General features: G+C 37.2%; 10 protein-coding genes. 8 read left to right on the top strand and 2 right to left on the bottom strand.

Annotated elements, in window-relative coordinates; all coding sequences use genetic code 11:
• Positions 1–119 precede the first annotated feature (119 nt).
• From glgB to apaG, 8 genes are all read left to right on the top strand, one after another.
• Positions 120–2,066, top strand: a complete 1,947-nt coding sequence (glgB, locus tag CHSO_RS14695) for a 1,4-alpha-glucan branching protein GlgB (protein ID WP_045497425.1) — start codon at positions 120–122, stop codon at positions 2,064–2,066.
• A 2-nt stretch (positions 2,067–2,068) separates the two neighbouring features.
• Positions 2,069–3,475, top strand: coding sequence for a glycogen synthase (locus CHSO_RS14690; RefSeq protein ID WP_045497416.1), 1,407 nt, complete (start codon positions 2,069–2,071; stop codon positions 3,473–3,475).
• Position 3,476: 1 nt separating this feature from the next.
• Positions 3,477–3,836 (top strand): hypothetical protein, encoded by a 360-nt coding sequence (locus tag CHSO_RS14685; protein ID WP_045497414.1) that lies wholly within the window; start codon positions 3,477–3,479, stop codon positions 3,834–3,836.
• A gap of 182 nt (positions 3,837–4,018) precedes the next feature.
• Entirely contained in the window at positions 4,019–5,287 is a 1,269-nt protein-coding gene (locus CHSO_RS14680) for a glucose-1-phosphate adenylyltransferase (protein ID WP_045497411.1), read from the top strand.
• A 237-nt stretch (positions 5,288–5,524) separates the two neighbouring features.
• The gene (locus CHSO_RS14675; protein ID WP_045497408.1) at positions 5,525–6,565 is read left to right on the top strand and encodes an SRPBCC domain-containing protein; all 1,041 of its coding nucleotides are present in this window, start codon (positions 5,525–5,527) and stop codon (positions 6,563–6,565) included.
• 125 nt (positions 6,566–6,690) lie between these two features.
• Complete coding sequence (locus CHSO_RS14670; protein WP_045497405.1) at positions 6,691–9,504, top strand: 2-oxoglutarate dehydrogenase E1 component; 2,814 nt, start codon at positions 6,691–6,693, stop codon at positions 9,502–9,504.
• Positions 9,505–9,542: 38 nt separating this feature from the next.
• A complete protein-coding gene (gene odhB / locus CHSO_RS14665; RefSeq protein WP_045497402.1) occupies positions 9,543–10,796 on the top strand; it encodes a 2-oxoglutarate dehydrogenase complex dihydrolipoyllysine-residue succinyltransferase in 1,254 nt (417 codons plus the stop codon).
• Positions 10,797–10,876: 80 nt separating this feature from the next.
• Positions 10,877–11,266, top strand: coding sequence for a Co2+/Mg2+ efflux protein ApaG (gene apaG, locus CHSO_RS14660; protein ID WP_045497399.1), 390 nt, complete (start codon positions 10,877–10,879; stop codon positions 11,264–11,266).
• A gap of 285 nt (positions 11,267–11,551) precedes the next feature.
• Here apaG and CHSO_RS14655 read toward each other — a convergent pair whose 3' ends face one another.
• Both CHSO_RS14655 and CHSO_RS14650 read right to left on the bottom strand, forming a co-directional pair.
• On the bottom strand, positions 11,552–12,106 hold the full coding sequence (locus CHSO_RS14655) for a 3'-5' exonuclease (protein WP_045497397.1): 555 nt from the start codon (positions 12,104–12,106) through the stop codon (positions 11,552–11,554).
• 119 nt (positions 12,107–12,225) lie between these two features.
• On the bottom strand, positions 12,226–13,209 hold the full coding sequence (locus CHSO_RS14650) for a glycosyltransferase family 2 protein (RefSeq protein ID WP_045502616.1): 984 nt from the start codon (positions 13,207–13,209) through the stop codon (positions 12,226–12,228).
• Between the last annotated feature and the right edge of the window lie 3 nt (positions 13,210–13,212).

The raw sequence follows: 13,212 nt of genomic DNA, 5'->3' as shown, positions 1-13,212 counted from the left end.
ATATATTTGATAGGAAACGAAAGAAGGAAACTAACTTGATAATTATTTGACGAATAATTAATCGCTAATGTCTGTATTTTTCGTAGTTTCAGGCAAAATATAAATACAAACTGATCTTGATGAATTCTGTTAAAACCTATACGCTTTTTACCGATCATGATGTGTATCTTTTTAAAGAAGGTAGGCATTATAAGCTGTATGGTAAATTTGGAGCACATTCTGTAGAAAAGGATGGCGTAAAGGGAGTTTATTTTTCAGTTTGGGCTCCTCATGCTAAAAAAGTTTCTGTGATAGGAGACTTTAATAACTGGAATCATAGAGATCATATTTTGTTTCCAAGATGGGACGAATCCGGGATCTGGGAAGGTTTTATAGAAGACTTACCCTGGGGAACTTTATATAAATATGCTATTGAAACTTCAAGAGGAGAGATTCTGGAAAAGAGTGACCCTTATGCCTTAAGCTGGGAACAGAACATTCAGGCAGCATCACTGGTTTCTACAACCTGGTATGAATGGAATGATAAGGATTGGATGGAAAACCGTCGGGAGAAAAATAGCTTAGATGCACCCATGTCCGTTTATGAATTACATTTAGGTTCATGGGTAAGGGATGGTGATAATCCTGCTCAATTTTTGAACTATCGTGATATTGCAAAGAAACTCGTTCCTTATATAAAAGAAATGGAGTTTACGCATGTAGAATTTATGCCGGTGATGGAATATCCTTATGATCCAAGCTGGGGATATCAGATTACAGGATTCTATGCGGCTACTTCACGTTTTGGGTCACCACAGGATCTTATGTTTCTGATTGATGAGCTTCACCAAAATAATATAGGCGTTATCCTGGATTGGGTACCTTCCCATTTTCCAGGAGATGCTAATGGACTTCACCGCTTTGATGGTTCCTATTTATATGAACATGAAGATCCGAGAAAAGGGTTTCATCCCGATTGGAAATCACATATCTTCAATTACGGCCGAAATGAAGTGAAATCTTTCCTTATTTCCAATGCGATGTTCTGGCTGGATCGTTATCATGCGGACGGACTTCGTGTAGATGCCGTTACCTCAATGCTGCATCTGGATTATTCAAGGAATGAAGGGGAATGGGAACCTAATATATATGGTGAAAACGTCAATCTTGAAGCCAAAGCCTTTTTGCAGGAGTTTAATACTGCTGTTTACAAAGAATTTGGGAATAGTATTATAACGATCGCTGAAGAAAGTTCAGATTTTCCAATGCTTACCAAACCTGTTCATGACGGAGGTGTAGGCTTTGGAATGAAATGGATGATGGGCTGGATGCATGATACGTTGGATTATTTCAAAGAAGATTTTGTCAACAGAAAGTTCCATCATCATAAACTTACATTTGCTTCCATGTACATGTATAATGAAAATTATATGATGCCTTTGTCTCATGATGAAGTGGTGCACGGAAAAGCAAGTCTGATCTATAAAATGAAGGGTGATGAATGGCAGAAATTTGCCAATCTTCGTACCTTGTATGTATATATGTATACCCATCCGGGAGCCAAGTTGCTTTTTATGGGAGATGAATTTGGGCAAACCAGCGAATGGAATTTTACCCGAAGTCTGGATTGGCACCTGTTGGAATATCCGGTTCACAAAGGATTGCAAGATCTGGTGAAAAAGCTGAATCATTTATACAGAACTGAATCCGCTTTATATGAAAACCAGTTTGATAAACATGGATTTGAATGGATAGAGGCAGATGATCTTGAAAACTCTGTGTATGTTTATCTCAGGAAAGGAAAAAGAAAAGATGATGTCCTGATGACAATCTTAAATCTGGCTCCAAAAGTATTGGATTACAAAATAAAGATTCCCAACGGAACCCATTGGGAAGTAGTTTTTAACTCCGATGATGAAATATACAGCGGAAGTGGAATGATATCCGAAGTATTGGAGGAAAAATATGAAGACGGAAGAGAACAGCAACAGTTTATGACCATTAAATTACCGCCTTTGGCAGGAATTATTTTGAGGCAGCAAAAAGATAAAAAGTATAAATTACACAGAATTAAACACAGAAGATAAAAATGGTTATTTATCATTTAAGCACAGAATGTTATCCTATAGCAAAAGTGGGTGGGCTGGCAGACGTTGTCGGGGCACTTCCAAAATATCAGAATAAAGTAAAAGGAATAGATGCCAAGGTGGTAATGCCTTGGTATAACAAACCATTTGTTCATGAACATGAATTTGAGGTGGTATTTGACGGGTTTATTCATCAGAGATCCAATATGCTGCAGGTTCAGGTTATGAAGGAAAAGACCAATGTGTTGGGGTTTGAACTTTACATGGTGAGAATTCCCGGGCTGTTGGATAGAGATAATCCTTATGGCTATCAGGATGAAAGTTTTCAGTTTTTGGCCTTTCAACAAGGTATTCTGCATTGGTTATGCGCCATGGAATTAAGGCCAGATGTTCTTCATTGTCATGATTACCATACAGGATTGGTCCCTTTTATGGTAGAACATTGCCCGGAATTCAGCTTTCTGCAGGGAGTAAAAACCATTGGAACTATTCATAATGGAGAATATCAGGGAATGATGAACTGGAATATGGCGAACTATATGCCTTCATTTGATGCCTATAAATGGGGATTAATGGATTGGAATGGTTTTATGAACCCCTTGGCAAGTATGATTAAATGTTCACATGCTTTTACCACAGTATCTGAAGGATATCTGGAAGAACTTTTCATTAGTTTCCGTGGACTTGAAAGTCTGGTTCGCCAGGAATTTGGGAAAGCGTATGGAATCATCAACGGAATTGATGCCGAAGTCTGGAACCCGGAAACCGATCCGATGCTGGATTTTAACTTTAACAGTAAAAATGCTGTAGCCCAAAAGAAGAAAAATAAACAAAAGCTTTGTAAAGAATATGGACTGAATCCGAAACTTCCCCTGTTTGCATTCATCGGAAGGTTTGCTACGGAAAAAGGAGCAGATTTGTTACCGGATGTAGTATGGAAAAGCATCAAACAAAGCTACGGAGCTTTAAATATTATGATTCTTGGCTCAGGAAATACTTATATTGAGAATAAACTTAAGGAATACGATTATACCTATACCAACTTTGCTTTGGATTTAGGATATAAAGAACATCTTTCTCATAAGATTTATGCCTCGGCAGACTTTCTGTTGATGCCATCAAGAGTAGAACCATGTGGTTTAAATCAGATGTACTCTATGAGGTATGGAACCGTTCCGGTAGTAAGGTATACCGGTGGATTAAAAGATACTGTAGAAGATATTTCAACCGGTGGAGCAGGACTGAATTTTACATATCCCGGTGTAGATGATATTGTACATGCGATGAACAGAGCGCTTGGGATCTATAATCAGAAAGGAATAATGGAAGAACTTATTCATGCCAACATGAATTTTGATTTTGCATGGGAGAAATCTGCAGAAAAATATTTAGCTTTATATAATAGCTGATATGACACGAGTTTTTTCTTTTTTATCAATCATTATCATATTGTCTTCCTGTAAAAAAGAAGATGATGGACTTCGTAATGGCTATTTTTGGTTGTATGGAGCAGGTCTTAAAGATATATATGGAGAAGAAGCAACGAATGGCGTCTCTGAAAAGTGGAAAATAAAATGGGTAGATGCCGGAGGCTGTACGATTGATTATGAAACACTCAAAAAGATAACGGCAACCAATAAAAAAACTCGCGCAGCCATTGAAAATAAATATGGCAAAGATTGGGATGTGAGATATAATAAGGACGTGGAGGACTTTAGAATGAAACGGGTGGATGTAATGGATGTACTTATTGTAAACAAACTCTTTTAGAGATCATAATATTCCCATTGATGATGTAGATAAAGAAGTAAAAGTACTGAATGACCATGGACAATATGAAGTAGCTTTAATTAATCCGAAACTGAAATATGAAAATAAAATATGTTTCAGAGTGAATGTAGACACCAAAAGAAGAACAGTAAGCTTAATAAAATAAAAAACGCAATATATTTATGAACCGAAATGTAATCTCTATTGTACTGGGCGGTGGAAGAGGAACAAGATTATTCCCTTTAACGTATTCCAGGTCAAAACCGGCAGTCCCTATTGCTGGAAAATATAGACTCGTGGATATTCCTATCTCAAATTGTTTAAACTCAGGATTGAATAAAATTCTGGTGTTGACTCAGTTTAATTCAGCATCCCTAAACTCGCATATCAAGAACTCATATCATTTTGATATCTTCAGCAAAGGCTTTGTAGATATTCTTGCTGCTGAACAGAATGTGGAAAATGACAGCTGGTACCAAGGAACTGCAGATGCAGTGCGTCAATCTATGAAGCACCTTGAAAAATATGACTATGATTATATCTTAATTCTCTCCGGAGATCAGCTGTATCAGATGGATTTCCGAGAAATGCTCGATTTTCACATTGAAAACGGCGGGGATCTTACTATTGCTACGATCCCGGTAAATGCTAAGGATGCCACCGGTTTCGGGATCTTAAAATCAGATGATGAGGGAAATGTCACGTCTTTCTACGAAAAGCCGAATTATGATATGTTGGAAGGTCTGCAATCTGAAGTTTCAGAAGAGAATAAACACAGAGGTAAGGAATATCTGGCTTCCATGGGAATCTATATCTTCACCAAGACCATTCTTAAGAAAATGTTTGATGAAGGGGCGGGTGATGATTTCGGAAAAGATATTATTCCAAGCTCTATCGGAAAATATAAAACATTAAGTTATCAATATGAAGGGTATTGGACGGATATCGGAACGATAGAGTCCTTCTACGAGGCCAATTTGGACCTTTGTCTGGATCTTCCTCAATTTAACCTGTTTTCCTCTTCACCCATTTATACAAGAGCAAGAATGCTTCCGCCATCAAAAATCAACGGTTCTTATGTAAGTAAGGCTGTTTTTGGAGATGGATGCATCATTATGGCAGATAAAATTGAAAATTCCGTGATCGGAAACAGAACCAGAATAGATAAAGGCAGTACCATTGTCAATTCTTACGTAATGGGAGCCGATTTCTATCAAAATACCACGGAAATCGTATTGAACGACAGAGCTGGCCGCCCAAATATGGGAATCGGGAAATACTGCTATATTGAAAAAGCGATCCTTGATAAAAACTGCTACATTGGAGATAATGTAAAGATTATCGGTGGCAAGTATCTTCCGGATGGTGACTATGGAACCTATTCGGTACAGGATGGTATCGTAGTTGTGAAGAAAGGAGCAGTTCTTACGCCTGGAACACATATTGGGTAATAAGGAAGTGGGAAGCTGGAAGTTATTGCAGCCGAAGTGGTAAATATGCTTTTTCTTTATGGAAAGATCTATAAATAATAATTTCAATCAAAGGACTATCAGTAATCGTTGGATTAACAGTAAATTCCAGCTTCCCTCACCCGGCTTCCGGCCTTTAACTAGGTTAATTATTGTTAAACATACAACTAGAGTGATCGGCATATTGGTCACTTTTTTTATTTGTATTACTTTTGTGCGATGCGTATTTTTAAATATCTAATTGTACTTATTGTTCTTTTTGGGGGCGCTTATGCCGCTTCCATGTATTATTTTGTGGATGAAAGCAAGAACTTTACCGTTGAAAAAGAGATTGATTATCCGATAGATAAAGTTTTTGCCCAGTTCAATAATCTCCAGAGTTTTACGAGATGGAACAACTTTTTTACCAGTTCACAGTCTATGGACATAGATTATTATACGCCTTATGAAGGACAGGGAAGTGCGATTAGCTATGTAGACAAACAAAATGATACCGACGGGGAAATGTTCATCCGTTATGAGAATCTTAATAAGACTTTAAAATATCAGCTTTTTGAGGATGAAAATGAAAATCCGACATTAGTTGACGTTAAATTTAAACCTATTTCTGCAGAAAAGACCAAAATTACGTGGTATGTACATACTCCGAAACTTTCCGTTTGGAGAAGGGTTGAAAACTTTTGGACAGAAGACCGTTTTGCTGAAAATATCAACAAAAGTATGGTCAATCTTAAAAATTCGTTAGGAAATAAGGTTGAAAAAGACAATCAGATGGCAGCCATCAAGTATGACAGTCTGATGGTGGAAAATGAAGAAGATAAACTGCTATTGGGAATCAACGTAAGTACAGCAAATAAAAAAGATGCTCTTTACAAAAATATCGTGATGAATTATAACAAAGTGTATAATTTCGTATTGATGGATCTTGGTAAAAAAGATGATGAATTTGGCTATCCGGTTCTGATGACGGATGCAGATAATTATAAAGACAAAGAAGTTTCCTACTTCCTGGGAATTCCCCTTTCCAAGAAAATCGGAGTATCTGACAATAACTTTAATTTTAGGTCGGTAAATCCATCACAAAACTATGTAATGTACTACAAAGGGAGCTATGAAGGCCGAATTAAGGCTATTCAGCAGCTGATTCTGAAAGCCAAAAAAGATGAGATGCGCTTCGGAGATATCCGTCAGACCTTTATTGAACGTCCGATGGAAGGTCAGGACGTGAACGTTAAGCTCTCATTATCAGTGTATAAGTGATTTTTTCAGAATATTTTTTTTCTTAAGTTTTTTTAACGGTTTCAGACTGTTCTAACTCGGTTTTTTTTATTAAATTTGAAGATTAATTCTACAAATAAATTTTAATAAATAGATAAACTGTAATAATGGACAGATTTTCATTCCTAAACGCAGCTCATTCTCAGTTAATTGAGGATTTATACCAACAATACTTAAAATTCCCGGATTCTTTAGAACCATCATGGAAAGCTTTCTTTCAAGGCTTCGATTTTGCTTTAGAGAACTACGGAGATGACGATAACATTCAATTTATTCAGGCTTCGGCCAGCGCTGCTCCTGCAGTACAACAAATTTCTCAGGCGGTAACCAACGGAGAAGTTCCTGAACACATCAAGAAAGAATTTAAAGTAGTAAATCTTATTGAGGCTTACAGAACAAGAGGGCACTTGTTTACAAAGACAAACCCAGTTAGAGAAAGAAGACACTATACGCCTACTTTAGACATCGAGAACTTCGGTCTTTCTAAAGAAGATTTAAATACAAAATTCAACTGTGCGGTTGAAACAGGGATGAAAGAGCCTGCTACTTTGGCAGACCTTATCAAGCATCTTGAAAATATCTACTGTGATTCTATTGGGGTAGAGTATACATACATCAACAACGTTGAAGAAAAAGATTTCATTAAAAAATGGCTTCAGGTAAACGAGAACCACCCAAGCCTTTCTGCAAATGAAAAAACAGAAATTTTATTAAAATTAAATCAGGCTGTAGCCTTTGAAAACTATCTTCATACAAAATTTGTAGGTCAGAAAAGATTCTCTCTGGAAGGTGGAGAAACATTAATCCCGGCTTTAGATCAGTTGATCTCAAGATCTTCTCAGTTAGGAGTAGATGAAGTTGTTCTGGGAATGGCTCACAGAGGAAGATTAAACGTATTGTCAAACATCTTCGGGAAATCTTACAAGCAGATCTTCTCAGAATTTGAAGGAAAAGAATTCGAAGAAGATGTATTCTCTGGTGACGTTAAATATCACTTAGGATCATCTAAAAAGATTAAAACAGCTTCAGGAGAAGAAGTTTGCATCAACCTGACGCCAAACCCGTCTCACCTTGAAACTGTTGCTGCTCTAGTAGAAGGAATCTGCCGTGCAAAAGTAGACGATAAGTATAAAGACTATTCTAAAGTATTACCAATCATCATCCACGGTGATGGCGCTATTGCAGGACAGGGTATTGCTTATGAAGTTGCTCAGATGATGACGCTTGAAGGATACAGAACAGGGGGTACTGTTCACATCGTTGTAAACAACCAGGTATCTTTCACCACAAACTTCCTTGATGCAAGATCTTCAACATACTGTACAGACATCGCAAAAGTTACAGAATCTCCTGTAATGCACGTAAATGCTGACGATGCTGAAGCAGTAGTTCATGCAATCCATTTTGCTGCTGATTTCAGAGCGAAATTCGGAAAAGATGTTTACATTGATCTATTAGGATACAGAAAGTATGGTCACAACGAAGGGGACGAGCCAAGATTTACTCAGCCTAACCTTTATAAGGCAATTTCTAAACACCCGAACCCAAGAGAAATCTATAAAGATAAATTAATCAACGACAGCGTTATTTCTAACGATATCATCAAAAAGATGGAGGTTGACTTTAAAGCACTTCTTGATAAAGATTTTGATGCCTCTAAAGAAATTGAGAAAAACGTAATGGATCTCTTCATGGCTGAAGATTGGGTAAACTATCCAATTGGAAAAAGAGGAGCAGTTCAGTTACCGGTTGATACAAAATACGACTTAGCTAAATTGAAAGAGCTGGCGCTTAAAATGTCAACACTTCCAGCTGATAAAAAATTCATCAACAAGATTACAAGACTTTTCGATAACCGTGTTAAAGCTGTTGAAGGAAACTCATTAGACTGGGCATTAGGAGAGTGGCTAGCTTATGCTACGCTACTTGTAGAAGGGCACAATGTAAGAATCTCTGGAGAAGATGTAGAAAGAGGTACATTCTCTCACAGACATGCTGTGGTAAAGACTGAAGATACAGAAGAAGAATATATCCCGTTAAGACATGTATCAGAAAGCAGATTTGATGTATTTAACTCTCACCTTTCAGAATATGGTGTTCTAGGTTTTGACTACGGATATGCAATGGCTTCTCCCAATACATTAACTATCTGGGAAGCTCAGTTCGGCGATTTCGTGAACGGTGCCCAGATTATTGTTGACCAATATTTAGCTGCTGCAGAAGAAAAATGGAAAATTCAGGATGGATTGGTCATGTTATTGCCTCACGGTTCAGAAGGTCAGGGTGCGGAACACTCTTCAGCAAGATTGGAGAGATTCTTAACGCTTTGTGCTAATGAAAATATGGTAGTAGCCAATATTACTTCACCTGCCAACTACTTCCACTTATTAAGAAGACAATTGAAGTGGGCATTCAGAAAGCCATTGATTGTAATGAGCCCTAAATCTTTATTGAGACACCCTAAAGTAGTTTCTCCACTTGAAGATTTCGCAACAGGTTCATTCCAGCCAATCTTAGACGATCCAACTGCAGATCCTAAAAAAGTAGAAAAATTAGTTCTTTGTTCAGGTAAACTGTACTTCGAATTATTAGCGAAGAAAGAAGAATTAAATTGTGAAAATATAGCATTAGTAAGATTCGAACAGCTATATCCACTTCAGGCAGATGCTATTGAAGCAATTTTCAACAAATACGAAAACAGAAAACAATTAGTGTGGGCTCAGGAAGAACCTGAAAACATGGGGGCTTGGTCTTATATTCTGAGAAATTTCAGAGATACAGGAATTCAGGTGGTAGCTCCGGTACCAAGTGGTGCTCCAGCTCCAGGTAGTCACAAAATGTTTGAGAAAAACCAAAATGCAGTGATCAACAGAGTTTTCGACAGAGACGATGCTCCTGCAAAAAGACCCGTTACAGCTTAATTAAATAATAATCAATTAAAAAATAAAAAATACTCGATATGTCAGTTTTAGAAATGAAAGTTCCTTCACCGGGCGAATCAATCACAGAAGTTGAAATTGCAACTTGGCTTGTAAAAGATGGTGATTATGTAGAAAAAGATCAACCTATCGCTGAAGTAGACTCAGACAAAGCAACTCTTGAATTGCCGGCAGAACAAAGTGGTATTATCACTTTAAAAGCAGAAGAAGGTGATGTAGTTCAAGTAGGTCAGGTAGTTTGTTTAATTGATATGGATGCTGCGAGACCAGAAGGTGCTGCACCTTCTGCAGAGGCTCCAAAACAGGAAGAAGCTCCAAAGGCTGCTGAACCTGCTAAACAAGAAGCTCCAAAACCAGCTGCTCCGGTTGCTGCTCCACAAACTTATGCAACAGGAGCTCCATCTCCGGCTGCTAAGAAAATCCTTGATGAAAAAGGGATGGATGCTGCACAGGTTTCCGGTACAGGAAGAGATGGAAGAATCACTAAAACTGATGCTGAATTAGCTGCAGTTCCTGCATTAGGAGGAAGCCCTCTTACTGCTACAGGTTCTAGATCTACAACAACAACTAAACTTTCAGTTTTAAGAAGAAAAATCGCTCAGCGATTAGTTTCTGTGAAGAATGAAACAGCGATGTTAACAACTTTCAACGAAGTTGACATGTCTGAAATCTTCAGATTAAGAAAATTATATAAAGAAGAATTCGCTCAAAAGCATGGAGTTGGACTTGGTTTCATGTCTTTCTTTACAAAAGCAGTGACAAGAGCATTAGAAATGTATCCTGATGTAAATGCCTCTATTGACGGAGACTTCAAAGTAAACTACGATTTCTGCGATATTTCAATTGCAGTTTCAGGTCCTAAAGGATTAATGGTTCCTGTATTGAGAAATGCAGAAAACATGTCTTTCAGCGCTGTTGAAGCAAACATCAAAGATCTTGCTACCAAAGTAAGAGACGGTAAAATTACTGTTGATGAAATGACAGGCGGTACATTCACTATTACCAACGGTGGTACTTTCGGATCTATGTTATCTACACCAATCATTAATCCACCTCAATCTGCAATCTTAGGAATGCACAACATCATCCAAAGACCAGTTGCTGTTGATGGACAAGTAGTAATCAGACCAATGATGTATGTGGCTATGTCTTATGACCACAGAATTATCGACGGAAAAGAATCTGTAGGATTCCTTGTAGCGGTAAAAGAAGGTATTGATAATCCTGTTCAGGTATTGATGGGAGGTGATGAAAGAAAAGGCCTTGGATTATAGTTTTAATAAAATTATAATGTAAATATATAATCTCGCCTTAAAAAAGGCGAGATTTTTGTATCTATTAAGGAAATACTACAATGATGTTTTCAAAAATGACTTCCAATATCAAAGTTTCAGTTATACCTGAATATGATAGTAAGAATAGTTATCCATCCGAAAACCGTTATGTTTTCAAGTACAATATCACCATAGAAAATGACGGAAGCTTTCCTATAAAAGTACTGAAAAGAAAATGGCTTATCTTTGATGTAGGATTTGGATACACAGAAATTATAGGCGATGGAATCATCGGCTTAACTCCAGAGATAGAAACTGGTGAAAATTTCGGTTATTTCTCCAATGTAATGCTCCGTTCCGGAGTAGGAAATATGAGTGGAAAATACCTTGTTAAAAACCTGGTGACGCAGGAGACTTTTGAGATTGATATCCCAAAATTCAACCTGTTATCTGAAGTTTTAAGTAATTAAATAACCTGAGTTCTGGATAAGACATTTCTGTTTTTAGTAAGTAAGGAAGCCTGGAACTGGGAGATGGAAGTGAGTTGAGCTTAAAAAACACACTTACAACCCTGTAATGTATTATTCCTTTAAAGATAGCTTTATCAAATTTTACGGCAACGTCAGAAATTGTAGCTCCGATAGTAACTTCCAGCCTATTATCCTTAATTTTATGATCCCGAACTCGGGTTAAATAGTATTGTTATAAAAAATGATTGATGCAGATATCGGAACCCGGGTCTGTTAGCTGTATTGTTAAAGCTTTTTTATTTTTGCTTTCATATATTCATTCACTTCATCATTACTGGTGAGGAAGAGCTTCTCAAAAGCCAGTAAAGAGATCTTGGCACATACTTCAGCATCAGCTCCGGCTCTGTGGTGATTAAATTTAATGTTGTGATACTCAGCCAGTGGTTTTAACCCATATTTTGGAAGATAATTCCATGATTTTTTAGCAAGTTGTATACTGCACAAGTAGTTTAACTTGGGAGTAAACATTCCGTAATGCTCAAGACAACCTCTTAAAACTGAAGCATCAAAACCTGCATTGTGAGCAATCATTAATGATCCGTACATTAATTCTTCTGCTTCATGCCAGATCTCATCAAAAGTAGGGGCATCCTGTACATCCTCAGGTTGTATCCCGTGCACTGCCATATTAAATTTGCTGAAGTAAGGGAAACTTGGTGGCTTTATGAGCCATGTTTTGGTCTCTACAATCTTGGAGTCTTGTACCACACAAATTCCCATCTCACAAGCAGAGCTTTTTTCATGAGTGGCTGTTTCAAAATCTATTGCACAGAAATCCATTGAGATAATTTGATATTTAAAATTTGAAGTTTGATATTAGGGAAGTGATCACTTTTTCTGATTTAAAGCTACTCTTAATGCTGCAAATAAGAGTACTTTCATAGTTTTCAAGCTTTTTATTACTTTTTATTTCCTCCCAGAAAATGTTTGAAAATTAACCATTCGGATTGATAGAATTGAACTTTCTGATGTTTCTGACGAAGTTTCCATGTTTCCGGAAGCTGTCCGTAAAAACCAAAATGTGCTCTAACGACTGCCCAAAGGTGAGGAAACCCATGTTTTAATCCAAAATAAATCCCAGCAACACCATCCAGACAAAGTCTGAAAAAAATCAGCCAGATAAGCTTTGGAAATGGTAGATTTTTAAGCATCATAGACAGGTTGTTTCTGATGTTTAAATAGGTCTTTTGAGCGCTTTGTTTATTCAAAGTTCCACCACCTACATGATATACTTTGGATTTCCCGGTATAAAATATCTTTTTTCCTGAATTGATAAGTCTCCAGCAAAGATCAATCTCTTCCTGGTGGGCAAAAAATCGTTTATCAAAACCATTTTGTTCCCAAAAATCTTTGGAACGAATAAAAAAGCTGCATCCCGATGCCCAGAAAATCTCTGTTTCATCATCATATTGTCCTTTATCTTCTTCGAGATCATCAAAAATACGCCCTCTACAGTAAGGGTAACCAAGATTATCAATCAGACCGCCTCCAGCTCCGGCAAATTCAAAGAAGTTTTTATTGTTGTAGGATAAAACCTTAGGCTGAATTGCGGAAATTGCAGTATCTTTTTCAAACAGATGTAACACTGGTTCTATCCAGTTTTCCGTAACCTCTACATCAGAATTAAGAAGGCAGTAATATTCATTATTAATCTTCTTTAATCCTTCATTATAACCTCCTGCAAATCCGTAGTTTTTATCGTTTTTAATGATTTTTACAGTAGGGAAATGGGTGTTCAGAAATGCTATAGAATCATCCGTAGAAAGATTATCAATAACATAAATATCTGTATTTTGAGAAAACTGAACTACACTCGGAAGAAATTTTTCCAGCCAGTTTTTCCCATTCCAGTTTAAGATGGCAACAGCCAGTTTATTCTGCATGTA

The sequence above is a fragment of the Chryseobacterium sp. StRB126 genome (assembly GCF_000829375.1).
Taxonomy (GTDB): domain Bacteria; phylum Bacteroidota; class Bacteroidia; order Flavobacteriales; family Weeksellaceae; genus Chryseobacterium.
This window is presented reverse-complemented; position numbering and strand designations above follow the sequence as displayed.